General features: G+C 59.1%; 24 protein-coding genes. 16 read left to right on the forward strand and 8 right to left on the reverse strand.

Annotated elements, in window-relative coordinates:
* Positions 1 to 3: 3 nt before the first annotated feature.
* The 7 genes from nuoK to ACP15L_RS16555 are packed head-to-tail and all read left to right on the forward strand — an operon-like array spanning position 4 to position 8758.
* Positions 4 to 309, forward strand: a complete 306-nt coding sequence (gene nuoK / locus ACP15L_RS16525; protein WP_005984024.1) for an NADH-quinone oxidoreductase subunit NuoK — start codon at positions 4 to 6, stop codon at positions 307 to 309.
* Between the two features lie 7 nt (positions 310 to 316).
* A complete protein-coding gene (gene nuoL / locus ACP15L_RS16530; protein WP_425085024.1) occupies positions 317 to 2497 on the forward strand; it encodes an NADH-quinone oxidoreductase subunit L in 2181 nt (726 codons plus the stop codon).
* Positions 2497 to 4041, forward strand: a complete 1545-nt coding sequence (locus ACP15L_RS16535; RefSeq protein WP_425085025.1) for an NADH-quinone oxidoreductase subunit M — start codon at positions 2497 to 2499, stop codon at positions 4039 to 4041. Before nuoL ends, ACP15L_RS16535 begins: the two co-directional genes overlap by 1 nt.
* A gap of 15 nt (positions 4042 to 4056) precedes the next feature.
* A complete protein-coding gene (gene nuoN / locus ACP15L_RS16540) occupies positions 4057 to 5499 on the forward strand; it encodes an NADH-quinone oxidoreductase subunit NuoN (protein WP_170375155.1) in 1443 nt (480 codons plus the stop codon).
* A 54-nt stretch (positions 5500 to 5553) separates the two neighbouring features.
* Entirely contained in the window at positions 5554 to 6303 is a 750-nt protein-coding gene (locus ACP15L_RS16545) for a biotin--[acetyl-CoA-carboxylase] ligase (RefSeq protein WP_170375157.1), read from the forward strand.
* An 11-nt stretch (positions 6304 to 6314) separates the two neighbouring features.
* On the forward strand, positions 6315 to 7094 hold the full coding sequence (locus tag ACP15L_RS16550; protein ID WP_425085026.1) for a type III pantothenate kinase: 780 nt from the start codon (positions 6315 to 6317) through the stop codon (positions 7092 to 7094).
* Positions 7091 to 8758, forward strand: a complete 1668-nt coding sequence (locus tag ACP15L_RS16555) for a ribonuclease J (RefSeq protein ID WP_425085027.1) — start codon at positions 7091 to 7093, stop codon at positions 8756 to 8758. Before ACP15L_RS16550 ends, ACP15L_RS16555 begins: the two co-directional genes overlap by 4 nt.
* Before the next feature lie 8 nt (positions 8759 to 8766).
* Here ACP15L_RS16555 and ACP15L_RS16560 read toward each other — a convergent pair whose 3' ends face one another.
* Together ACP15L_RS16560 and ACP15L_RS16565 are read right to left on the reverse strand one after the other, a co-directional pair.
* On the reverse strand, positions 8767 to 9468 hold the full coding sequence (locus ACP15L_RS16560; protein ID WP_425085028.1) for an NUDIX hydrolase: 702 nt from the start codon (positions 9466 to 9468) through the stop codon (positions 8767 to 8769).
* A complete protein-coding gene (locus ACP15L_RS16565) occupies positions 9465 to 9860 on the reverse strand; it encodes a DUF983 domain-containing protein (RefSeq protein ID WP_170642986.1) in 396 nt (131 codons plus the stop codon). The genes ACP15L_RS16560 and ACP15L_RS16565 overlap by 4 nt, the downstream gene beginning before the upstream one ends.
* Positions 9861 to 10073: 213 nt before the next feature.
* Between ACP15L_RS16565 and ACP15L_RS16570 the strand changes: the two genes are divergently transcribed.
* The 4 genes from ACP15L_RS16570 to ACP15L_RS16585 all read left to right on the forward strand — a co-directional run bounded on the left by ACP15L_RS16570 (position 10074) and on the right by ACP15L_RS16585 (position 12101).
* A complete protein-coding gene (locus ACP15L_RS16570; RefSeq protein ID WP_170467857.1) occupies positions 10074 to 10541 on the forward strand; it encodes an EF-hand domain-containing protein in 468 nt (155 codons plus the stop codon).
* Positions 10542 to 10754: 213 nt separating this feature from the next.
* Positions 10755 to 11288 (forward strand): RNA polymerase sigma factor, encoded by a 534-nt coding sequence (locus ACP15L_RS16575; RefSeq protein ID WP_425085029.1) that lies wholly within the window; start codon positions 10755 to 10757, stop codon positions 11286 to 11288.
* Positions 11278 to 11631 (forward strand): hypothetical protein, encoded by a 354-nt coding sequence (locus tag ACP15L_RS16580; protein ID WP_425085030.1) that lies wholly within the window; start codon positions 11278 to 11280, stop codon positions 11629 to 11631. The genes ACP15L_RS16575 and ACP15L_RS16580 overlap by 11 nt, the downstream gene beginning before the upstream one ends.
* Positions 11628 to 12101, forward strand: a complete 474-nt coding sequence (locus tag ACP15L_RS16585) for a periplasmic heavy metal sensor (RefSeq protein ID WP_425085031.1) — start codon at positions 11628 to 11630, stop codon at positions 12099 to 12101. The genes ACP15L_RS16580 and ACP15L_RS16585 overlap by 4 nt, the downstream gene beginning before the upstream one ends.
* A gap of 5 nt (positions 12102 to 12106) precedes the next feature.
* On the opposite strand, the gene ACP15L_RS16590 is transcribed toward ACP15L_RS16585, so the two are convergent.
* Positions 12107 to 13504: a diguanylate cyclase gene (locus ACP15L_RS16590; protein WP_425085032.1), complete on the reverse strand. Its 1398-nt coding sequence runs from the start codon at positions 13502 to 13504 to the stop codon at positions 12107 to 12109.
* Positions 13505 to 13593: 89 nt separating this feature from the next.
* On the opposite strand from ACP15L_RS16590, the gene ACP15L_RS16595 reads away from it, so the two are divergent.
* The 5 genes from ACP15L_RS16595 to ACP15L_RS16615 all read left to right on the forward strand — a co-directional run bounded on the left by ACP15L_RS16595 (position 13594) and on the right by ACP15L_RS16615 (position 17953).
* Positions 13594 to 13878 carry a DUF3572 domain-containing protein gene (locus tag ACP15L_RS16595; RefSeq protein WP_425085033.1) on the forward strand — a complete coding sequence of 95 codons (285 nt, stop codon included), beginning with the start codon at positions 13594 to 13596 and terminating at the stop codon, positions 13876 to 13878.
* Between the two features lie 17 nt (positions 13879 to 13895).
* Positions 13896 to 14588 (forward strand): HAD family hydrolase, encoded by a 693-nt coding sequence (locus ACP15L_RS16600; protein ID WP_425085034.1) that lies wholly within the window; start codon positions 13896 to 13898, stop codon positions 14586 to 14588.
* 122 nt (positions 14589 to 14710) lie between these two features.
* On the forward strand, positions 14711 to 16270 hold the full coding sequence (locus ACP15L_RS16605) for a trimethylamine methyltransferase family protein (RefSeq protein ID WP_425085035.1): 1560 nt from the start codon (positions 14711 to 14713) through the stop codon (positions 16268 to 16270).
* 106 nt (positions 16271 to 16376) lie between these two features.
* On the forward strand, positions 16377 to 16964 hold the full coding sequence (locus ACP15L_RS16610) for a heme NO-binding domain-containing protein (RefSeq protein ID WP_425085036.1): 588 nt from the start codon (positions 16377 to 16379) through the stop codon (positions 16962 to 16964).
* Positions 16961 to 17953 (forward strand): diguanylate cyclase domain-containing protein, encoded by a 993-nt coding sequence (locus tag ACP15L_RS16615; protein WP_425085037.1) that lies wholly within the window; start codon positions 16961 to 16963, stop codon positions 17951 to 17953. Before ACP15L_RS16610 ends, ACP15L_RS16615 begins: the two co-directional genes overlap by 4 nt.
* Before the next feature lie 2 nt (positions 17954 to 17955).
* Here ACP15L_RS16615 and ACP15L_RS16620 read toward each other — a convergent pair whose 3' ends face one another.
* Genes ACP15L_RS16620 through ACP15L_RS16640 form a run of 5 tightly spaced genes read right to left on the reverse strand, consistent with a single transcriptional unit; the run spans position 17956 to position 22410 of the window.
* Entirely contained in the window at positions 17956 to 18654 is a 699-nt protein-coding gene (locus ACP15L_RS16620) for a CbiX/SirB N-terminal domain-containing protein (protein WP_425085038.1), read from the reverse strand.
* Between the two features lie 59 nt (positions 18655 to 18713).
* Positions 18714 to 19646: an AEC family transporter gene (locus tag ACP15L_RS16625; protein ID WP_425085039.1), complete on the reverse strand. Its 933-nt coding sequence runs from the start codon at positions 19644 to 19646 to the stop codon at positions 18714 to 18716.
* A gap of 45 nt (positions 19647 to 19691) precedes the next feature.
* Positions 19692 to 20489: an MBL fold metallo-hydrolase gene (locus ACP15L_RS16630; protein ID WP_170691986.1), complete on the reverse strand. Its 798-nt coding sequence runs from the start codon at positions 20487 to 20489 to the stop codon at positions 19692 to 19694.
* Entirely contained in the window at positions 20486 to 21292 is an 807-nt protein-coding gene (locus tag ACP15L_RS16635) for a TatD family hydrolase (RefSeq protein WP_425085040.1), read from the reverse strand. The genes ACP15L_RS16630 and ACP15L_RS16635 overlap by 4 nt, the downstream gene beginning before the upstream one ends.
* Positions 21289 to 22410, reverse strand: a complete 1122-nt coding sequence (locus ACP15L_RS16640) for a DNA polymerase III subunit delta' (protein WP_425085041.1) — start codon at positions 22408 to 22410, stop codon at positions 21289 to 21291. The genes ACP15L_RS16635 and ACP15L_RS16640 overlap by 4 nt, the downstream gene beginning before the upstream one ends.
* Between the last annotated feature and the right edge of the window lies 1 nt (position 22411).

Genomic DNA, 22411 nt, shown 5'->3' on the forward strand with positions numbered 1-22411 from the left:
AAGATGATCGGACTTGAACACTATCTTACGGTCGCGGCGACGCTGTTCGTCATCGGCATCTTCGGTCTCTTCCTGAACCGCAAGAATGTCATCATCCTGCTGATGAGCATCGAGTTGATGCTGCTGGCGGTGAATATCAACCTTGTGGCGTTTTCGAGCTTCCTCGGCGATCTGGTCGGGCAGGTGTTCACGCTGTTCGTGCTGACCGTTGCGGCGGCGGAGGCGGCGATTGGTCTGGCCATTCTGGTCTGCTTCTTCCGCAACCGTGGCACCATCGCGGTTGAAGACGTCAATATGATGAAGGGCTAAGAGAACTATGGAAACCACCATCCTCTTTGCCCCGCTCGTGGGCGCTCTGATCTGCGGGTTCGGCTGGCGGTTCATCGGTGAGAAAGCCGCCATGTGGACCGCGACGGGCCTGTTGTTTCTGGCCTGTCTGCTGTCGTGGATCGTGTTCCTGGCTTTCGATGGTCAGACCCAACAGATCGAGATCCTTCGCTGGATCGAGAGCGGCTCGCTGTCGACAAGCTGGGCCATTCGTTTGGACCGCCTGACCGCGATTATGCTGATCGTGGTGACAACCGTCTCGGCGCTCGTGCACCTCTATTCCTTCGGCTACATGGATCACGACCCGCAATGGCGCGAGGGCGAAAGCTATAAGCCGCGCTTCTTTGCCTACCTCTCCTTCTTCACCTTTGCGATGCTGATGCTGGTGACAGCCGACAACCTCGTGCAAATGTTCTTCGGCTGGGAAGGCGTGGGTGTCGCGTCCTACTTGTTGATCGGATTCTATTATCGCAAATCCAGCGCCAATGCGGCGGCAATGAAGGCGTTTATCGTCAACCGGGTTGGCGATTTCGGCTTTGCGCTGGGGATTTTCGCGATCTTCTTCCTGACTGACAGCATCAACTTCTCGGATATCTTTGCTTCGGCTTCTGACTTGTCGGAAATGCAACTCAGCTTCCTCTGGGGTGAGTGGAACGCGGTTGAGGTGATATGTGTCCTTCTGTTCATAGGCGCGATGGGTAAATCGGCGCAGTTGATCCTGCACACGTGGTTGCCTGACGCGATGGAAGGCCCGACCCCTGTGTCGGCCCTGATTCACGCCGCGACGATGGTAACGGCGGGTGTGTTCCTTGTCTGCCGCATGTCGCCGCTGATGGAGTTCGCGCCGGGTGCGACCGGGTTCATCACCTTCCTTGGGGCCTCGACCGCGTTTTTTGCGGCGACCGTGGGATTGGTTCAGACCGACATCAAGCGTGTCATCGCCTATTCGACCTGTTCGCAGTTGGGCTACATGTTCGTGGCCGCGGGTGTCGGCATGTACTCGGCGGCGATGTTCCACCTGCTGACGCATGCATTCTTCAAGGCGCTTTTGTTCCTCGGGGCTGGTTCGGTGATCCATGCGATGCATCACGAGCAGGAAATGACCGAATATGGCGGGCTGCGGAAGAAGATCCCCTATACGTTCTGGGCAATGATGATCGGAACGCTGGCCATCACGGGTGTTGGTATCCCGCTGACCACCTTCGGCTTTGCCGGGTTCCTGTCAAAGGACGCGATCATTGAAAGCGCCTTTGCAGGCGGCACGGGCTATGCCTTCTGGATGCTGGTTATCGCGGCTGTTTTCACCTCGTTCTACAGCTGGCGTCTGATTTTCCTGACCTTCTACGGCACACCGCGCGGTGACAAGCATACGCATGATCACGCCCATGAAAGCCCGAAGGTGATGCTGATACCTCTGGGTGTTTTGTCACTGGGCGCGGTTTTTGCGGGGATGATCTGGTACAGCAACTTCTTCGGTCACACGGACAAGGTCGGGAAGTTCTACGGGATCCCGGTGGCCGAGGCCTCGGCGCATGGTGAAGGTCATGACGATGCGACCCATGCCGAGCATGTCGCCGATGGTACCGCCGAAGAGCATCACGGTGACGATCATGCCGATGCCCACTCGGATGAGGCGCACGGGGATGACCATGCGGATGAGACACATGGCAAGAAAGACGCCCACGGAGATCATCACTACGTGTTCGCGGGCGAACCGGGTGAGGGCGCTTTGTATATCGCACCGGACAATACCGTGCTGGATGACGCCCATGCCGTCCCGAAATGGGTCAAGGTCTCGCCCTTCGTGGCTATGCTGCTTGGGTTTGTCGTGGCCTACTGGTTCTACATCGTGAATACGTCGCTGCCCGCGCGTCTGGCTGCAAACCAGCGTCCACTGTACCTGTTCCTGCTGAACAAATGGTACTTTGACGAGATTTATGACGCGATCTTTGTCAAACCCACTCTGGCCCTTGGCCGCCTTCTGTGGAAGCGGGGCGATGGCAACACAATTGATGGCTTCCTGAACGGAGTAGCAATGGGCGTTGTTCCCTTCTTCACCCGCCTCGCAGGTAAGGCGCAGACCGGGTACATCTTTACCTACGCCTTCTGGATGGTGCTGGGCATTGCGGCCCTTGTGACCTGGATGTCGATCGGCGGAGGGGCACAGTAATGGACAATATCCTCTCGATCGTCACCTTTATCCCGGCCATTGCTGCGGGTATTCTGGCGCTGTTCCTGCATGGAAATGATGCGGCGGCACAGCGGAATGCCAAATGGGTGGCGCTGTTGGCGACCACTGTTACCTTCCTCGTGTCGATTGGCATCTACACGGGCTTTGATCCTTCGAACACTGGCTTCCAGATGGTGGAAGAGGGTGAGTGGCTGATGGGTCTGAAATACAAGATGGGCGTGGATGGCATCAGCGTTCTGTTCGTATTGCTGACCACCTTCATCATGCCCCTGACCATTCTGGCCAGCTGGAACGTGACCGAACGGGTCAAGGAATACATGATCGCCTTCCTGCTGCTGGAAACGCTGATGCTGGGCGTGTTCATGGCACTGGATCTGGTGCTGTTCTACCTGTTCTTCGAGGCGGGTCTGATCCCGATGTTCCTGATCATCGGCATTTGGGGCGGCAAGGATCGCATTTACGCCAGCTTCAAGTTCTTCCTGTATACCTTCCTCGGCTCGGTGCTGATGCTGGTGGCGATGGTTGCGATGTACGCGGATGCGGGCACCACCGATATCGAGGCGCTGATGAGCCATCAGTTCTCGTCTGAAAGCTTCAGCGTGATGGGCATTTATGTGGTCGGCGGGATGCAGACACTGATGTTCCTGGCCTTCTTTGCATCCTTCGCGGTGAAAATGCCGATGTGGCCGGTGCATACCTGGTTGCCGGACGCGCACGTGCAGGCCCCGACGGCGGGTTCGGTCGTGCTGGCGGCGATCCTGTTGAAAATGGGCGGCTATGGCTTCCTACGCTTCAGCCTGCCGATGTTCCCGGTTGGCTCGGCGGTGATGACCGATCTGGTTCTGTGGATGTCAGCCATCGCCGTTGTCTACACCTCGCTCGTGGCGCTGGTGCAGGAGGATATGAAGAAGCTGATCGCCTATTCCTCGGTCGCGCATATGGGCTTTGTGACTATGGGGATTTTCGCGGCGAACCAGCAGGGTATTGATGGCGCGATCTTCCAGATGCTCAGCCACGGGTTTATCTCGGCCGCGCTGTTCTTGTGCGTCGGCGTGATCTACGACCGGATGCACACCCGCGATATCGACGCATACGGAGGTCTGGTAATCCGGATGCCCGCCTATGCGTTGGTCTTCATGCTGTTCACCATGGCCAATGTCGGCCTGCCAGGCACCTCGGGCTTCATCGGCGAGTTCCTGACCCTGATGGGCGCATTCCAGGTCAACACATGGGTAACCGCAGTGGCCGCGACCGGCGTGATCTTCTCGGCCGGGTACGCGCTTTGGCTCTACCGTCGGGTTGTGTTCGGCGATCTGATCAAGGAAAGCCTCAAAGCGATGACCGACATGAGCTCGCGTGAGCGGCTGATCTTTGCGCCGCTCATCTTGATGACTATCCTGCTGGGCGTCTACCCGTCGCTGGTGACCGATGTGATCGGCAACTCGACGGCTGCACTGATTTCGAACTATGACACGGCTCTGGCCGCGGCTGAAGCTGCGACCCAGACGGCCGCTTCGCATTAAGGGAGCTTTGGAGACATGATCCAGGCTGATCTGACGATAATCCTGCCAGAGATCGTTCTGGCCGTATATGCGATGGCTGCTCTGATCGGGGCCGTTTACACCAAGAAGGACGAGCTGGCCCCGGCGTTGGTCTGGTCCACGGCAGGTCTGATGGCGCTTCTGGCGATTTGGATATCAAGCAACGGCGACGGGACCAATGTGGCGTTCAATGGTATGTTCGTGGATGACGGCTTTGCGCGGTTTTCCAAGGTTGCCATCCTGCTTTCCGCCGCTGCCGTTCTGGTCATGAGCCAGGACTACATGGCCCGCCGCAACCTGCTTCGGTTTGAATACCCTGTGCTGGTCGCATTGGCTGCGGTCGGGATGATGATGATGGTCAGCGCGGGCGATCTGATGTCGCTTTACATGGGGTTGGAGCTTCAATCTTTGGCCCTCTATGTCGTGGCGGCGCTGCGCCGGGACAGTGCGAGATCTACTGAGGCCGGTCTGAAATACTTCGTTCTGGGTGCGCTCAGCTCGGGCCTGCTGCTCTATGGCGCGTCGTTGGTTTACGGGTTCACCGGAACCACGCTGTTCTCGGGCATCATCGCCACCGTTCAGGCCGGAGACGTCTCGATCGGTCTGCTCTTTGGTCTTATCTTCCTGATCTCAGGTCTGGCCTTCAAGGTCTCGGCCGTGCCGTTTCACATGTGGACCCCGGATGTGTACGAAGGGTCTCCGACCCCGATCACAGCCTTCTTTGCGACCGCTCCTAAAGTGGCTGCTATGGCGTTGTTTGCACGGCTTCTGCACGATGCGTTTGGAGGCATCGTTAAGGATTGGCAGCAGGTGGTCGTGTTGCTGTCGGTTCTGTCCATGCTGCTCGGCGCGGTTGCCGCCATTGGCCAGCGTGACATCAAACGTCTGATGGCGTTTTCCTCGATTGCCCATATGGGTTATGCGCTGATCGGTCTGGCGGCAGGAACTGAGCTGGGCGTGAAAGCTATGCTGATGTATCTGGCGATCTACGTGACGATGAATATCGGCACCTTCGCCTTCATCCTGATGATGGAGCGGGACGGCAAACCCGTTACCGACATCGACGCTTTGCGCCAGTATTCCAAGCGCGATCCGGGCAAGGCTCTGGCCGTTCTGATCCTGATGTTCAGCCTGGCGGGTGTGCCGCCCATGCTCGGGTTCTTTGCCAAGTTCGGCGTTTGGCAGGCGGGTGTCAGCGCCGGTTTAACCGGGTTGGTGATCGTGTCGGCCATCGCCTCGGTCATCGGTGCGTTCTACTACCTGCGGATCGTCTTCTACATGTATTTCGGTGCCGAAAACGAAGAACCCATCGAAACGCACTCAAACCCTGTATTGTGGGTGGCCTTGATGGGATCGGCGGCTTTGATGTTGATCGGCGTGTTCTACCAGTTCGGTGTCGAAGGTGCAGCAGCAGCTGCCGCAGCCACGCTTGTCAACTGATGAAAGCCGCCAACACAATGCAGCTGCGCAACCGCGTAAGCGGGCCTTGCTGACATGAGTAGCTGGCCCGGCGGGTACGGCTTGCACATCTTGCAAGAGGTGGACAGCACGCTGAACGAAGCCGCGCGTCTTGCACCCACGGCGCAAGGCCCCGTGTGGATCATGGCGCATCATCAGACAGCAGCGCGCGGCAGGCGAGGGCGGGCTTGGGCCAATCCCAAGGGCAATTTGGCCTCGACCCTTCTGATGCGCCCTCAAGGTGATCCGGAGAGTGCGGCTCTGCGCAGCTTCGTAGCGGCTTTGGCCTTGTTCGATGCCTGTGTGGCCGTGACGGGCAGAGCCTCAGGTTTGTCTTTGAAATGGCCCAATGATGTGTTGCTGAACGGCGGCAAGCTTGCGGGTATTCTTCTGGAGAGCACAGGGCAGGGGCGCGGAGTGTCTCATCTGTCGATTGGGATCGGTGTCAATCTGACCGAAGCGCCCGGCGCGGATGCCGTTGAGCCGGGTGCCGTTCGTCCGGTCTCCTTGCTGTCGGAAACAGGCGCGAATGTCACGCCCGAGGATTTTCTGACCGAACTCGCCGTTGCCTATGCCGGGTATGAAACCCAGTTCGTCACTTACGGTTTTGAACCGATCCGCACCGCATGGTTGGCCCGCGCAGCGCGGTTGGGTGAGGTCATTACCGCCCGTACCGCTACGTCGGAAACGGTTGGTACCTTCGAAACGGTGGACGCGGGGGGCAACCTTGTCCTAAACACCGCCAAAGGCCGTGTGAGCATTCCTGCGGCGGACGTGTTTTTCTGAAGGGGGCTCAGATGCTTCTGGCCATCGACTGCGGCAATACAAATACCGTTTTCTCGATCTGGGATGGTGAGAGTTTCCTGTGTACCCTGCGCACCTCGACCCATCACTCGCGCACGGCGGATGCCTATTTCACCTGGTATTCCACGCTGGTGAAACACTACGGGATCGAGGCTGACATAACGGACGTGATCATCGCCTCGACCGTGCCGCGCGTAGTGTTCAACCTACGCATCTTTGCGGATCGGTTTTTTGGCTGCCGTCCGCTGGTTGTGGGCAAACCGGACTGCCTGCTGCCGGTAGCCCCACGCATTGATGAAGGCACGGTACCGGGTCCTGATCGCCTCGCCAATGCGGTGGGGGCGTTTGACCGACATGGCGGAGACGTTGTGGTTGTCGATTTTGGGACGGCGACAAACTTTGACGTGGTCTCCTCAGATGGGGCCTATGTCGGAGGCATCATCGCGCCGGGCGTGAACCTGAGCCTTGAGGCCCTGCACCAAGGGGCCGCCGCCCTGCCACATATCGACATCACCCGCCCGGAAAAGGTGATTGGTACGAATACGGTTGGCTGTATCCAATCGGGCGTGTATTGGGGCTATTCCGGTCTGATTGAGGGGCTGATCGCCCGCATCAAGACCGAATACGGAATGCCGATGAAAGTCGTTGGAACCGGAGGGCTCGCACCCTTGTTCGATCAGGCCGACGTGGGGTTCGACGCAATCGAAGATGATCTGACGATGCACGGGCTGACCGTGATCCATCGCTACAACAAGGAAAATGGCTCAACATGAGCAGCGAAAGACTGATCTACCTGCCATTGGGCGGGGCCGGTGAAATCGGCATGAACGCCTATGTGTACGGCTACGGCGCGCCGGGCAAGGAACGTCTGATCCTCGTCGATCTGGGTGTAACCTTCCCTGACATGGACACCACGCCGGGTGTGGACCTGATCCATGCCGATATCTCATGGCTACAGGAACGAGCCGACCGGCTAGAAGCGGTTTTTGTCACCCACGCGCACGAAGACCACGTGGGCGCCGTTGCGCATTGTTATGAGGCGCTGGGTGCGCCGATCTATGCGCGCGCTTTCACCGCCAATATCGCCCGTCGGAAGATGGAAGAACACGGCCACCCTGAAGATGCTGTGCTCACTGCCTCGGCTTGGCCTCAGCAGGTCTCAGCAGGGCCTTTCACAGTTGGCTTCCTGCCGGTATCGCACTCGATCCCCGAAAGCGCAGCGCTGGTGATCGACACGCCTGAAGGGCGGATCGTGCATTCGGGGGACTTCAAGCTGGACACAAACCCGGTGGTGGGCGAACCGTTTGATCCCGATCTCTGGGCCGATGTCGCCAAATCCGGCGTCAAGGCTCTGGTCTGTGACAGCACAAATGTGTTCTCAAGCCACCCCGGACGCTCAGAGTCCGAGGTCGGTCCTGAGATCACCAAGCTGGTTGAAAGTGCCGAGTGTATGGTTGTGGCGACTACATTCGCCTCGAACGTCGCGCGGGTGAAGACCTTGGCCGAGGCTGGCCAGCGGGCCGGGCGTTCGGTCGTGCTGTTGGGCCGGGCCATGCGCCGGATGATCGAGGCCGCAACGGAAACCGGCATCCTGTCGGATTTCCCCAAAGTGATCAGCGCCGAAGAGGCCGTAGAGCTTCCGCGTCAGAACCTGATGCTGATTGTAACCGGTAGCCAGGGCGAGCGCCGCGCCGCCAGCGCGCAGCTGGCTCGTGGTAAATACCGTGGCATCGAGTTGAAAGAGGGCGACCTGTTCCTGTTCTCCTCGAAAACCATTCCCGGCAACGAGCGCGGCGTGATTTTCATCATCAACCAGCTCAGCGAAAAGGGCGTGGATGTGGTGGATGACAGCTCGGGCCTATATCACGTTTCGGGCCATGCCAACCGGCCGGATCTTGAGAAAGTCCATGGGTTGATCGACCCGCAGATGGTGATCCCGATGCATGGCGAACACCGCCACCTGCGCGAACATGCCAAGCTGGCTGAGGCTGGTGGACGCACGGGTGTTCTAGCCGTTAACGGCACCATGCTGGATCTGACGGGCAATGCGCCCAAGGTTGTCGACTACGTTGAGACCGGGCGGACCTATCTGGATGGCACGGTCAAGGTCGGAGCGTTGGACGGGGTTGTGCGCGACCGTATCCGCATGGCGCTGAACGGCCACGTGACTGTGACCGTCATTCTGGATGAAGAGGACGAGCCTCTGGGTGAGCCATGGTGCGATGCGATGGGCCTGCCGGAGATCGGAACCTCTCGCGCGGCGCTTGTTGAGGTGCTTGAGGAAGACCTGAACCAGTTCCTGATGCGGGCTGAGGCCAAAACCCTGTGCGACGATGACAAGCTGGAAGAGGCCATGCGTCGGATCGTGCGTCAGACGGCTAAGGCAGAGATCGGTAAAAAGCCCGAAGTCACGGTTGTGATCAGCCGCATGAAATAAGGTTGGGGTCAGTCAACCTCGGGCATGGGGTAGCCCCTGAGCCTTTGGAACAGGCTGGCCTCATCATTGTTCAGAAAGAACGGGACAGAGGATGGCGGGTTCGGGTCAGTGACCCGGGCCGTGATCTCGGCCAGCACGACCTCGGTGATGAAGGGCAGGTCGAAGTTGCGGACTTCGTCCAGTTTGACCCATTGCAGGTGCGACAGCTCATCCGAGGCGCGGCTGAAATCGTCCAGATCGCCGTGAATTGCCTGTGCATCGACCAGAAAGAACCGGGCATCAAACCGTCTGGGCCGACCCGGAGGGGTAACGGCCCGGAACACGAATTGCAGCGCGTCGGCCGAGGGTTTGTAGCCCAAAGCTGCAAAGCTGGCCCAATCGGCCGGAGCGTCGCCGTCCCATTCACCGGGTTGGCCAAGGACCATCCCGGTTTCCTCCCACAACTCTCGAATTGCTGCGACGGCAAGCGCCTGTTGCAGGTCAGCCTCGGCCTGCTCGGCCAAGCGATCATAGCAGAGTTGGGGCAGCGGGGCGGCCAGTGGGATGCTCGCATCCTCGAGGTCGACCGCGCCGCCGGGAAACACGAATTTGTTCGGCATGAACGCCGCTTTGGCCCCGCGTTGCCCCATCAGGATCGAAGGCGCGGTAAAACGGTCCCGCAATACGATGACCGTGGCGGCGTTGCGGATGGCGGTCTTGTCGACGGTCACGCGGCTTTCTCGAACCCATGCATGCGCCGAGCCCATTGATAAGCCACGACAGCCCCTTTCAGGCGGGGCAGCAGGAACAGCGACAGCGCTATGCAGCCGATGGAAAATCCGATGGCCATGGTCCACGGATCCGGACGCCAATGCACGTATGACACATGCAAAGCAGGCGCCAGCAAGTGCCCGACCAGCAGAATCGTCAGATAGGCGGGGCCGTCATCTGCGCGGTGGTGAAACAGCTCTTGACCGCAATTTGAGCAGCTGTCGTTAACCTTGAGGTAGCTGTGCAACAGCTTGCCTTCGCCACATCTCGGGCATTTGCAACGAAAGCCTTTGACCAAAGCTGGCCATGTTTCGCGCTCTTCTTCCACTGCGGGGGTGATCGTTTGATCCATGATAATGTAACTCGCGCATCTATCTTTGGCGGATAATGGGCCTGTTTGCCGTAATAGAAAAGGGGGGTGCGTCGCTTTGCATCGCTTGGGTAGGGCAAGCGTTCGTGACCTGCTGATCCTTCGCTAAACTTTTTTCGACGGAAACCCGCTGGTGCCGCGTTTGAATGGATATGAGCAGCGGCAATCAGGTCGCGCCAATATGGGGAAACCGATATGAAGAACTCGAAATTCATCCCGGCAATCGTTCTGTCGGCAGTGGCGATCACAGGTACGTCGGCCCTGGCAGCAGGCCCAAAGGATCGTGAGCCTGTCTCGTTTCAGGAACTGGACGCCAATGCGGATGGTCAGATCACGAAAGAAGAGATGCAGGCCCATCGCGCGCAGCGCTTCACAAAGGCTGATACTAACGGCGATGGACAGTTGAGCGTCGAGGAGATGCAGGCTGCGGCCCAGCAGAAGGCCAATGATCGCGTGACCAAGATGTTCGAGAAACATGACGCGAATGGCGATGGGGTTCTCAGCACCGATGAGTTGCCCAAACCGCGCCGGGCTGACAAGATGTTTGATCGGATCGACGCGGATAGCAGCGGCGGTATCTCGGAACAGGAATTTGCCGATGCAAAAGACAAGATGGGCAAGCATCACAAGAAGCGCCAGAAATCGGACGCTGACGATAGCTGATGCAGGATGGAGGATCTGACCTCCCACCCTCAAGACGTGCGCGGGGGGGGGGGGCCCCGCGCCCCCCAGGGTGGGGGATGGTTTGTTAGGGTGGTTTGGGGATGCGGCGCTTACTATTTTTTAGTTTGTTTGTTCTATATCACCCCCCACCCTAAACCGGGCGGGGGGGGTGGGGCCCCCGCGCACGACCTTGGTGACGATAGGTTGCTGAGGATGTTTGCCGATGGCGACGCTGGGGCCGCGCGGATCCTGACGGACCGGCTGGGCCCGCGTTGCTATTCGGTTTCTCTGCGCATGCTGGGCAATCAGGCAGAGGCCGAGGATGTGACGCAGGATGCCATGATGCGACTGTGGCAGATGGCCCCCAAATGGGTGCCGGGCACGGCCAAAGTGTCGACCTGGCTCTATCGGGTGACGCTGAACCTGTGTCTGGACCGCAAGCGCAAAAAGACACCCGAGCAGCTGCCCGAAGAGGCTGAGCCGCCCGACAACGCCGCCAGCGTGGTTGAGAAAATGCAGGATACGGCGCGCCATGACGCATTGCAGGTCGCGCTTGCGCAATTGCCCGACCGACAGCGACAAGCCGTCGTGTTGAGGCATATTGAGGAACTGTCCAACCCCGAGATTGCCGGGGTCATGGGCCTATCGGTAGAAGCGGTCGAAAGCTTGACCGCGCGTGGAAAGCGGGCTTTGTCGGCCATATTGGCAGGACGGCGGGAAGAACTGGGGTATGACGATGGCAGATGACGACATGGAACTGGAAAACCTGTTTGCTCAGGCGCGCAAGGACCGACCTGGCCTGCCGGATGATCTTGCCGTGCGTATCCAGACAGATGCCGAAACAATTCGGCTAGGGCGGGTGACGAAACACACACGCTCTGAACGGTCTCTGTGGCTACGCCTTCTGGACAATATCGGTGGATGGCAGGGCTTTAGCGGCTTGGCGGCTGCCAGCGTCACCGGGATTTTCATAGGGTTTTTTGCGCCTGCCGTTTTGCCGGATACGGTCGGCCTGTTCGGCGCGACGGATGGCAGCGTTCTGGCGGCCGACCTTGGATTTGACACCAGTTTTCTGGAGAGTACGGAATGAACACTGTTCCAAAACCGAAACGCCGTTGGATGCCGATCGTTCTGACCCTCTCTCTGGCGATCAACCTGTTGGTCATAGGGGTCGCGGTCGGCAGCGTATTGCGGCTGAAGAATAGCGATCACGCCAAGGCACCACCGGGCTTTGGGCCCGCATTGTACCGGGCCTTGCCGAAAGAGGACCGCAAATCCCTGAGGGGAGAGCTATCCGGCCTGCACGGCAAAGGGGCCAAGGGGCGCTCGGAGGACTTCATGGTTGTGACCGAGGCGTTGCGGGCTGTTCCATTTGATCCCGAAACTGTCACGCTATTGCTGCAGCAGCAGGCGCAAGCGACCGCGGACTTGCAGGCCGCACTGCAAGAAAAATGGTTGGTTCTGGTTACGCAGATGAACGACGAGGAGCGTCAGACCTATGCGACCCGTCTGGAAGAAGTCGTCAAACGCGGTCCGCGCGGTCACAAGAAAAAGCACTGAAGCGATCAGGCAGCGCTTTGCCTGATCTGCACTTGGTTGCGTCCGGCCTGTTTGGCCGCGTAGAGCGCTTTGTCTGCGGATTTGATCAACTGCTCAACGGGTTCGGCCTCTTCTTGTGAAAGGTAGGTCGGCGCAGACATTTTCAGGCCCACACTTATGGTTGCGGAAATCGGTGTGCGTTGATCGGGCAGGCGAAAAGGTACTGCACAGATCGCCTCGCACAGGGTGCTTGCCATCGTCAGCGCCTTGGCGCGCGAGATATTGGGAACGGCGATCATGAATTCCTCTCCGCCGATGCGCGCGACGAATCCTGCCTTACCGACGACCTGTTGCATCCGTGCCGCCGCTTGAGTCAGCACGCAATCACCACTGGCGTGACCGTATTCGTCATTGATCGCCTTGAAATGATCCAGATCGGCCAGCATCAGGGCAAAACCCCTCCCAGTCTGTGCCGATTGCTGCGCAATCTGTTGGATGGCGCGCATGGCATAGCGGCGGTTCTGCAACCCGGTCAGAGGGTCGATCCACGACTCGGCGATCCCCTTCTTCAGCGAGTCTCGCATCTGGTCCATCCGGCTTTTGCGGGCAATCTGGTTGTCCAACCGCAAGACGATCTCGTCAGCGCAGAACCCGCCGAGACAGACGGCATCTGCCCCCCGGTCCAGCGCTTCGGACGCGCGGGTGGCGTTGTTGTCGATCAGCACCCCGATCAGAACCGTATGACGTGTAGCTCCGCGTGATCTGAGGTCGGCCAGGATGTTCAGCACGGACCGGTCTGCATCCAGCTCGACCACGATTGCATCCGGGATCGGGCCTGAGAGCAAGGCCTGAAGGTCTGATTGGTGGTGCGAGTTCAAAGCGTAGCGGGACTGCCCGGAAAGGGCTTTTTGCCAAAGCGCGCCGTTGCGCGGCTTTTGTGCAAGAACCGCAACGCGGGCCCGTTTGGGGGCTGCAACGTGCGGGGTCTCCGGCTCGGCCAGGCCGAGAGACTGGGGGCTCTCGCGGAATTGCAGGTCCTGCGTGTCAGCTCGTGCGCGCAATAGGCTACGGATACGGGCGAGCAGCAGTGTATCCTTGAACGGGTGGGTCAAAACATCATCCAGACCATCTGCTAAAGCTCGCAGCCTCGCCTGTTTGTCATTCTGGGCGGTCAGGGCCACGACGGGCACGTCGCCCAACGCCGGATTTTTCGCAATCAGGCTTTTGACATCTGCTGCCGTGCCGTCGGGCAGCGTTTGCGCGGTCAGTACGAGATCAGGCCGCACACGCCGCAAGAGCGCGGCGAGGCCTTCCAATTTCTCACCTTGCACCACGTGGTACCACGCCGCCGTCAGCTGAACCTTCAGCATGATGCGGTTTGTAGATACCCCGTCTAAAACAAGGATGGTTCCCTGCACGGACATAGTTGCTCACCATTGATTGCATGCGTGAACAAAGTGTTTATGAGTCTGGTTAACAAACCCTTTCCAAGACAAGGGACTGAGGCCAGTTTATGTCGATTTCCGAAGATTCCGCCCAAACTCTTGCCCTGAATGCCCTCGGATGGCTGGTCGGGAATGAGGAGCTTTTGCCCATTTTCCTGGGCTCGACCGGCGCCGCAGCGAATGATCTGCGCGACAGGGCAGGCGAGCCCGAGTTTATGGCCTCGGTTCTGGATTTCCTAATGCTTGACGATTCGTGGATCATGGCATTTTGTGACGCGGCGGCGGTGCCGTATGACGAACCCGCTCAGGCACAAGCGGTGTTATCGGGTGGTTCCCACGTTCACTGGACCTGACTCTGCAGGAGCTTTTCATGCCAATAGATGCGATCGTGTTCGACAAGGACGGCACGCTGTTTGACTTCGCCAACACCTGGGGCACATTCGGACGGACCATGTTGTTGCGCTTGGCCGAGAACGACTCGGACCGTGCGGCGGAGCTGGGTCGGATCATCGGCTTCGACCTTGAGACCGAGACCTATTCTCCTGATAGCGTCGTGATTGCGGGAACCGTTGAGGAAATCGCAGAAGCCCTGTTGCCGCATGTCGATGGCATGCCGCGTGACGCCTTGATCGAGTTGATGAATGCCGAGGCCGCAGCCGCGCCGCAAGCTCAGGCGGTGCCTTTGGGGCCGTTCCTGGATGCGTTGAAACAGGCCGGCCTCAAGCTTGGAGTCGCCACAAATGACAGCGAGCACCCGGCGCTTCAGCATCTGGAGTCGGTGGGCGTCAAAGACCATTTCGACTTTATTGCCGGATATGACAGTGGTCATGGGTTCAAACCCGGCCCCGGCCAATTGCTGGCCTTCGCCGCGCATATCGGCGTAAAGCCGGATCGCATCGCCATGGTCGGCGATAGCCTGCACGACCTGCAGGCCGGGCGGGCGGCTGGGATGACCACGATCGGAGTCCTCACCGGTCTCGCCAACGCCGACGTTCTTGCGCCGATGGCGGATGCGGTCTTGCCCGATATTGGTCATATCCCGGCTTGGTTGGCGGATAACTAGATTTGAAGTACCCGTTTCCGGCGGTTCAAAGCTTGTAAACGACAAAATCTGTCGCAGATGGAACGGCCTGACACCCCTTTCCCGGGCTTGCTTGAAAGCAGGCAACTGGCAGGGAGACGAACATGGCCGGAACCAAATCGCGCAGACGTCGTAGCGGAGGGCGCGCTGGCGCTGCCGAGCGCAGGGGAAGTGCGGCTATTGATCAGATGCCGTGGAACCCTCCGGTCAATATTGATGCACCGACCGAGCCTCTGGATCAGGGCGGGATCGAGGCAATCCACGATGGTGCCATGCGAATTCTCGAAGAGATCGGGGTCGAGTTCTATAACGAAGAAGCGATCGGCATCCTGCGTGAGGCGGGCTGTACGATAAACGGTGACAACGTACGGATGGGTCGCGATTTCGTGATGGAGATGGTGGCAAAAGCCCCGAGCCGTTTCGCGATCACGCCGCGCAATCCCGACCGGACGATCGAGATTGGTGGGCGGAACATCCTGTTTGGCAACGTCTCCTCCCCTCCGAATTACTGGGATATGGAGATCGGAACCAAAGTTCCCGGCAACCGCGAGATGTGCCGTAACCTGCTGAAGCTGACACAGTATTTCAACTGCATCCATTTTGCCGGCGGCTACCCGGTTGAGCCGGTCGATATTCACGCCAGCATCCGCCATCTGGATGTGCTTTATGACAAGCTGACCCTGACGGATAAGGCGATGCACGCCTACTCGCTGGGTAAAGAGCGGGTCGAGGATGTGATGGAGATGGTCCGCATCGCGGGCGGGCTGAGTCATGAAGATTTCGAGGCCACGCCGCGGATGTACACTAACATCAACTCGACCTCACCGCTGAAGCACGACCACCCGATGATTGATGGTTGCCTGCGTCTGGCACGGCGCGGTCAGGCGATCGTTGTCACGCCGTTTACCTTGGCCGGAGCGATGGCCCCTGTCACCATCGCTGGCGCTGTGGCGCAATCTCTGGCCGAAGCGCTCTGTGCTATCGCTCTGTTCCAATATGTGCGCCCGGGGATTCCCTGCGTGATTGGAACCTTTACCTCGAACGTGGATATGAAATCCGGGGCCCCGGCTTTTGGGACGCCTGAGTATATGCGGGCCACTCAGATGACCGGCCAGATGGCGCGCTTCTATGGTCTGCCGATGCGATCGTCGGGCGTCTGTGCGGCGAATGTGCCAGATGGGCAGTCGGTGTGGGAGACGTCAAACTCGCTCTGGGCGTCGGTGCAATCGGGGACCAACATGGTCTATCACGCTGCGGGATGGCTTGAGGGCGGGTTGATTGCAAGTCCTGAAAAGTTCATCATGGATTGTGAAATCCTTCAGCAAATTCAACGTTATATGAACCCTGATCTCACCGCGACCGGCCCGGATGAGATCGCTCTGGACGCGATCCGCGCGGTCGGGAATGACGGGCATTTCTTTGGCATTCAGCACACTCAGGACCGCTACACGACCGCCTTCTATCAACCGTTTCTGAGCGACTGGAAGAATTACGAAGGATGGGAAATCGCGGGCGGTATTTGGACGGCTGAGCGCGCGCATCACATGTTCAAAGAGATCATCGGAAGCTTTGAGGCCCCGGCTCTGGACGAGGGTATTCGCGAGGAGTTGGCCGAGTTCGTCACCCGCCGTAAAGCCGAAGGCGGGGCACCGACGGATTTTTGATATCGCTATGATACTAAGAGGTCTTTCCGCTGATCAGCAGCGGTTCTTGGCTATTTGTTAAGGATTGTCAGGCCACAGTACGGGTGCAACCAATCTGAGGCATCTGATGCATGGTCTGATCAATCGGGCGATACAGTCGTTTGTATGCGCAACCTACGGGCGGCCGTGCTGGCAGCGCGCAACAGATTTGGCCGGATTGGGGTTTTCCGAGTTTGAGGCCATGTTGACCTACGATGACGCGATCACGGCCTCTCTGTTGGATGCGCTCAGTGCAGAACTCACCCGGCCGCGACCCGAGATTCTTGAAGACGTAGGAACCTATCTGGTCTCACATCCCAATACCGAAGGGCTGCGCCGCCTGTTGCGGTTTGGCGGTGTGACCTATGTCGAATTCCTCCATTCCCTTGATGATCTGGCGGATCGGGTCCGACTGGCCGTGTCCGACCTGTCTCTTCCAGCCCTTGAATTACAAGAGCTTTCGCAGACTGAATTCCAGCTTACCTGCGGGCCCGGACTGCCCGGATATGCCAGCGCAATGGTCGGTGTTTTGCGTGCGATGGCAGATGATTACGGCGCTTTGGTGATGTTGTCGCATGAAGGTCAGCAGGGCGAGGCCGAGGTGATTTCGATCCTGCTTGTCGAAAGCGCATTTGCTGAGGGGCGGCAATTCGATTTGGGGGCGCGGGGCGCATGACGCGGATGGATGATCTGGCAGAGTTGCTTAAAACCCTGTGTCCAATGTTTCTGCTGGTTGACCAGGATGGTCGCATCCTACGCGTCGGTCCGACATTGCAAAAGTTACGCCCGGACTGCGTAATGGATGGGAAAAGTTTCCTGGATTTTTTTGAGATGGTTCGTCCCCGCACGGTGACAACGATACCGGCACTTATGGCGATGGCCGGGGCGAACCTACACCTGAGGTTTCATGATGAACCGCGCACAGCCCTCAAGGGGCTGGTCGCACCGCTGCCGGGCGGGGAAGGGGCGGTTATCAATCTGTCCTTTGGTATCTCGATCCTCGACGCGGTGCGCGACTATGCCCTGACAAGCGCTGATTTTTCCGGCACTGATCTGGCGATCGAGCTGCTCTATCTGGTTGAGGCGAAATCGGCCGCGATGGATGCGTCTCGGTCGCTGAATCTCAGGCTGCAGGGCGCAATGCTCGCGGCAGAGGAGCAGGCTTATACCGACACCCTGACCGGAGTTAAAAACCGGCGCGCAATGGACAGCCTTCTAGGGCAGATGACCGCGTCGAACGCGCCGTTTGCGGTAATGCAACTTGATCTGGACTACTTCAAGTCCGTGAATGATCGGCTGGGACATGCTGCAGGGGATTTTGTCTTGCAGCAGGCCGCCCGTATCATGATCGAAGAAACCCGAGACGATGACACGGTGGCGCGAATCGGTGGGGATGAGTTCGTCATTATCTTCCAAGGCCTGTCCAATACCGACCGGCTTTCAACTATCGCAGACCGGTTGATCGAAAGACTGAACCAACCGATGAGGTTTCAGGACAAGGATTGCCGTATCTCCGCAAGTATCGGCACGGCCTTGTCCACGCATTTTGACAATCCGAGGGCCGAAGATGTTCTGCAGGCCTCGGACCTCGCGCTGTATCAAGCCAAGCGAGAGGGTCGATCCTGTCACCGGCTCTATTCCACGCTGCTCAAGGCGCAATCCTGAGATCAGGCCGTGGAAAACGCCGTTTGAAGAGTGTCGGCGATTTGGCGCTGTATCGGGGGCAATTCGCCGATCACTGGCAGAACGATGCCTGGGAAATGCGCCTTGTCCAGCTCTTCCGGGACATCTTCCAGCACGTGTCCTCCGCGACAGGCGAAGAAGGGCAAGCAAAGCGACTGTTCTGACACTCCATTGGCAGCATCGGAAATCGACGGAGGTTCTTCGACAAATCCGACGCGGATCGAGCGGAGTGTCATTCTTTGCGACAACTGCTCGGCAAAGTCATTCACGACGGCCGATGGGTTTCTACTGCGGCCTGAGCCGTGCGCGGCGATGATCAGATCGGAAGCAGCGGCGTTCCAGTCTTTTGCCCTCAGGGCCGATTTCAACGCGTCGCTGACAAGATCGGGAAGCATTGGGTCGGTGCCCAACGGGTCCAGAATTCGCAAGTTGCGATCCCCGATGCGTTTGGGCAAGGCGCTGGTCACAAACCAGCCTTTCGCCATGAACAAGGGGTAAATCACGGTGTCGTGGGGCAGGCTGTCCATCACTTCTTCGAGCACGCCGGGATTTGCCAGCGTTGCAGAATGGACCGACACATCGGCCGCGAGGGTATTCACCTCAGCGGCGAACTGGGCCAGCGATGCCTCAGCTGGTTCCGGATCTGAGGGCTGACCATGGGCAACGATGATGGCGTGCGGCATTCCGGGCTCCTGTTCCTGAGCGGTAAGTGTGTCGCCGGTTCTCTATGTCAAGGCGGGTGTTAGCCCAAAAGTGTCAGCCAAAGCCAGACGGTTAGGATCGAGCTTGCGGTTCCGATCAGGACCGACGAGGCCGCTACTCGTTTGGCGCGCCCGTACATGTTGGCGAAAATATAGGCGTTGAAACCTGGTGCCATCGCTGCGTTCAACACTCCAGAGCGGAACAAGTCCTGCGGCAGCCCTGTGGTTGTTCCGAACAGCCACACGAGGCTTGGGTGCAACATCAGAGAAATCCCGCAAACATAGGCGATCGTGCGAAGATCTCCTTCGGGTTTGTATTTCACGAGCACGCCGCCCAGCGCGAACAACGCGCCGGGCAGGGCGGCGCGGGTTACGAGTTCCAGCGCCTCATCCACCACTTGTGGAATGACCAACCCGGATAAATTGACGACAAAGCCCAGCGCGATGCCCAGGATCAGAGCATTCTTGAACATCGCAGACAGAACCGAGCGCACCATTTTTGTGCCGCCATGGCCACGATTGCGCACGATCTCCATCACCGTGATCCCGACGCCGTAACAGAAGGGCGAGTGGAAGGCGATGATCGCGTAGTTGCCGGTCAGGCTTTCTGGGCCATAAGCGCGTTCGGTAATGGGAAGGCCCAGAAGGACCGAGTTCGAAAACAGGCAGCAAAAGCCGATGGCGACGCAGTCTTCCCAATCACGGCCAAAGATCAGCCGTGCCCCGAACAGTCCCGCAGTAAAACAAAGTGCGGCTGCTGAATAGAAACTGACCAGAAGCCGAGGGTCGAAACTGGCACTGAGATCCAGATGGGCGATGGCAAGAAACAGAAGGCAGGGAATAGCAAAGCCCTGCGTGAAGCGCATCAACCCGTCGACATGCACCTCTTTGAAATAGCCCGAACGGGTCGCAGCATAGCCTGCGCCAATCACCAGAAAGACCGGCAGGATAACGTCAATCAGGCTTTGAAGCATATCGCCCCCGGTTCTGGCGATATGTGTGCCGCAAACGGCAGGGCCTTACAGCGCTTGCTCGATCACCATCCCGTCATAGGCGGGGGTGATGTGATCGGCGGTTTCGGCCTCGACCGTCGCATAGTCCAGGTCGATATGCATATTGGTCAGGACGGCGCGTTTGGGCTGCAGTTTCTCAATCCACCCCAGGGTTTTTTCCAGATGCGCATGGGTAGGATGCGGCGCGCGGCGCAGGGCGTCGATGACCAGACAATCCAGCCCTTCCATCTCGGTCCATGCATCGTCATAGATTTCGGCGACGTCTGGCAGATAGGCGAGATTGCCCATCCGAAACCCCAGCGAGTCGATTGAACCATGGTTCACGCGGAACGGGCGCAGGGGGATCGGACCTCCGGGACCGTCGATCTCGAAAGGGCCGTCAATAGATTTCAGCTCCAGAATCGGTGGGTACGGAGAGCCCTCGGGCTGGATGAACGCATATCCGAACCGTCCGAGCAGGGCATTCTGGGTGTCGCCATCCGCCCAGACCGGCACACGGGTCTTCATGTTGAAGACGATCATTCTCAGATCATCAAGGCCGTGCACATGATCGGCGTGAGAATGAGTATACACCACCCCGTCGAGCCGCCCGGTTCCGGTATCCAGAAGCTGGCTGCGCATATCCGGCGAGGTGTCGATCAGGACCGAGGTCGTGCCTTCTGGCCCGTCTCTTTCGACCAGCATCGAGCAGCGACGGCGGATATTTCTTGGATTATCGGGATCGCAATCGCCCCAATGGCCACCAAGGCGCGGCACGCCGCCCGAGGACCCGCAGCCTAGAATGGTGCAGCGCAGCTGTGTCATGCGGCAGCCTTATACTGTGCCGCTTTTGAGAACAGGCGGTCAAAGTTTACCTGTGTCTGTGCGGCGAAATCTGCGTAGTCCATGCCGAATACCTCGGCCCCTTTGCGGGCAGTGTGAGCGGAATAGGCTGGCTCATTGCGTTTGCCGCGGTATGGGGGCGGGGCAAGATAAGGGGCGTCGGTTTCGACCAGAATGCGGTCTACCGGGGCGATAGCGAAGATATCGCGTAGCTCCTGACTTTTTGGGAAAGTGGCAATTCCGGACATAGACAGGTAGAACCCAAGGTCAAGGGCAGCTTTTGCCAACTCGGCCGAGGATGAAAAACAGTGCATCACGCAGGAATAGGGCGCGTTGCGGTATTCCTCAGTGAGAATGCGCGCCATATCGTCATCGGCTGCGCGGGCGTGGATGATCAGAGGCAGGCCGGTGCGTTGGGCCGCCTCAATATGAATGCGTAGGGATTGCTTTTGCACCTCGGCGCTGTCGGCGGTGTAGTGATAGTCCAACCCGGTCTCGCCGATGCCCACGAATTTGGGGTGCTGCGCCAATGCGACCAGTTCATCGACCATGGCCATCGGCTCGTCCGCCGCGCTCATCGGGTGGGTGCCGGCGGCATAGAAGATCGGTGCATGAGCCTCGGCGATGGCGCGCACGCTGGGTTCATTGCGCAGGCGGGTGCAGATAGTGACCATGCGGGTCACACCGGCCTCGGCTGCATTGGTGATGATCTGGTCCAGTTGCCCTTCGAAATCGGGGAAATCCAGATGGCAATGGCTATCGGTGATCTGGGGGATGTTGCTCATCTGCTCTGACCGGAGGTTTCTTTTATCTTGAACATCGTATCTAGGACCAACGCGGCAGGGTCAAGGTTCACCGCCTGACCATGACGTGCTCGGGCGGTGATCGTTGCCGCCACCTCGGCCCAGTTGCGGGCCTGATGAGGTGAGGCCGAAAGCCGGGTCAGAGTTTCCGCCTCGTTGGGGGCGGCTTCCGGTAAGGGGGCTATGCCTGTCGCGCCGGTCATTGCCAGACGAGATAGTGCCACGTCGATCAGGGTCAGCAACAGCTCGAAACGTTCGGCTGCGCCGCGCTGGGCGGCGGCTTCGGCCAGCTTAAGGGCGCGCTGATGGTCCATTCGTGGCAAGGTGCCCAGAATGGCGATCAACTCGGCATAGATTTCAAGCCCGCCCAGATTGATGAGACGGACCGCATCGCCCACCGACCCAGCGGCCAGAGCGGCAAGGTGATCGGTTTGGCTGAGAACCTCCGCCCCGGTCTGCGCCAAAGCGGCCTGCATATCCTCAGGACCCAGCGGTGAGAGACGCAAGGTGCGGCAACGTGACCGGATGGTCGGCAACAGGCGCGAGGGTTGGTGCGAGATCAGCAGCAACGTGGTGCGCGCCGGTGGCTCCTCCAGCATTTTTAGAAGGGCATTCGCAGCACTGACATTCATCTCATCAGCCGCGTCTACAATGACCACGCGTCGCCCGCCATCTGCCGAGGACAGGCCGAAGAACTTACCCAGCTTGCGGATATCATCCACCACGATTTCGTTCCGGAGACGCCCCTGATCGTTCAACGAACGGGTGATCGCCGACAGCCCCGGTTCCGCGCCAGCAGATATGCGATGCGACACCGGGTGGTCCGGGTCGATCTCTAGAGTCTGCGGGGGCGGAGGCGCGTCAAACAGCCCTCCGTCATCCGCCGGAGGGGTGGCGAGCAGAAATCGCGCGATCCGCCATGCCAGCGTGGCCTTACCGACCCCGCGCGGGCCGGTCAGAAGCCAACCATGGTGCAGCCGGTCCGAGTTGTAGGCGCTACGAAACGCTTGCTCGGCCGTGTCCTGCCCGAACAGCTGCGCGGTCTCACGCGGATGCGGCGCTCCGGGCGCCTGATCTGGGGTTGGGATGTCGTCGCTCATC

The sequence above is a fragment of the Ruegeria profundi genome, from assembly GCF_049800715.1.
GTDB classification, from domain to species: Bacteria; Pseudomonadota; Alphaproteobacteria; order Rhodobacterales; family Rhodobacteraceae; genus Ruegeria; species Ruegeria profundi_A.

Coding starts and splice junctions, on each gene's coding strand:
- nuoK (WP_005984024.1), top strand. CDS start 4: ATGATCGGACTTGAACACTATCTTACGGTCGCGGCGACGCTGTTCGTC.
- nuoL (WP_425085024.1), top strand. CDS start 317: ATGGAAACCACCATCCTCTTTGCCCCGCTCGTGGGCGCTCTGATCTGC.
- ACP15L_RS16535 (WP_425085025.1), top strand. CDS start 2,497: ATGGACAATATCCTCTCGATCGTCACCTTTATCCCGGCCATTGCTGCG.
- nuoN (WP_170375155.1), top strand. CDS start 4,057: ATGATCCAGGCTGATCTGACGATAATCCTGCCAGAGATCGTTCTGGCC.
- ACP15L_RS16545 (WP_170375157.1), top strand. CDS start 5,554: ATGAGTAGCTGGCCCGGCGGGTACGGCTTGCACATCTTGCAAGAGGTG.
- ACP15L_RS16550 (WP_425085026.1), top strand. CDS start 6,315: ATGCTTCTGGCCATCGACTGCGGCAATACAAATACCGTTTTCTCGATC.
- ACP15L_RS16555 (WP_425085027.1), top strand. CDS start 7,091: ATGAGCAGCGAAAGACTGATCTACCTGCCATTGGGCGGGGCCGGTGAA.
- ACP15L_RS16565 (WP_170642986.1), bottom strand. CDS start 9,860: ATGGATCAAACGATCACCCCCGCAGTGGAAGAAGAGCGCGAAACATGG.
- ACP15L_RS16570 (WP_170467857.1), top strand. CDS start 10,074: ATGAAGAACTCGAAATTCATCCCGGCAATCGTTCTGTCGGCAGTGGCG.
- ACP15L_RS16575 (WP_425085029.1), top strand. CDS start 10,755: ATGTTTGCCGATGGCGACGCTGGGGCCGCGCGGATCCTGACGGACCGG.
- ACP15L_RS16580 (WP_425085030.1), top strand. CDS start 11,278: ATGGCAGATGACGACATGGAACTGGAAAACCTGTTTGCTCAGGCGCGC.
- ACP15L_RS16585 (WP_425085031.1), top strand. CDS start 11,628: ATGAACACTGTTCCAAAACCGAAACGCCGTTGGATGCCGATCGTTCTG.
- ACP15L_RS16590 (WP_425085032.1), bottom strand. CDS start 13,504: ATGTCCGTGCAGGGAACCATCCTTGTTTTAGACGGGGTATCTACAAAC.
- ACP15L_RS16595 (WP_425085033.1), top strand. CDS start 13,594: ATGTCGATTTCCGAAGATTCCGCCCAAACTCTTGCCCTGAATGCCCTC.
- ACP15L_RS16600 (WP_425085034.1), top strand. CDS start 13,896: ATGCCAATAGATGCGATCGTGTTCGACAAGGACGGCACGCTGTTTGAC.
- ACP15L_RS16605 (WP_425085035.1), top strand. CDS start 14,711: ATGGCCGGAACCAAATCGCGCAGACGTCGTAGCGGAGGGCGCGCTGGC.
- ACP15L_RS16610 (WP_425085036.1), top strand. CDS start 16,377: ATGCATGGTCTGATCAATCGGGCGATACAGTCGTTTGTATGCGCAACC.
- ACP15L_RS16615 (WP_425085037.1), top strand. CDS start 16,961: ATGACGCGGATGGATGATCTGGCAGAGTTGCTTAAAACCCTGTGTCCA.
- ACP15L_RS16620 (WP_425085038.1), bottom strand. CDS start 18,654: ATGCCGCACGCCATCATCGTTGCCCATGGTCAGCCCTCAGATCCGGAA.
- ACP15L_RS16625 (WP_425085039.1), bottom strand. CDS start 19,646: ATGCTTCAAAGCCTGATTGACGTTATCCTGCCGGTCTTTCTGGTGATT.
- ACP15L_RS16630 (WP_170691986.1), bottom strand. CDS start 20,489: ATGACACAGCTGCGCTGCACCATTCTAGGCTGCGGGTCCTCGGGCGGC.
- ACP15L_RS16635 (WP_425085040.1), bottom strand. CDS start 21,292: ATGAGCAACATCCCCCAGATCACCGATAGCCATTGCCATCTGGATTTC.
- ACP15L_RS16640 (WP_425085041.1), bottom strand. CDS start 22,410: ATGAGCGACGACATCCCAACCCCAGATCAGGCGCCCGGAGCGCCGCAT.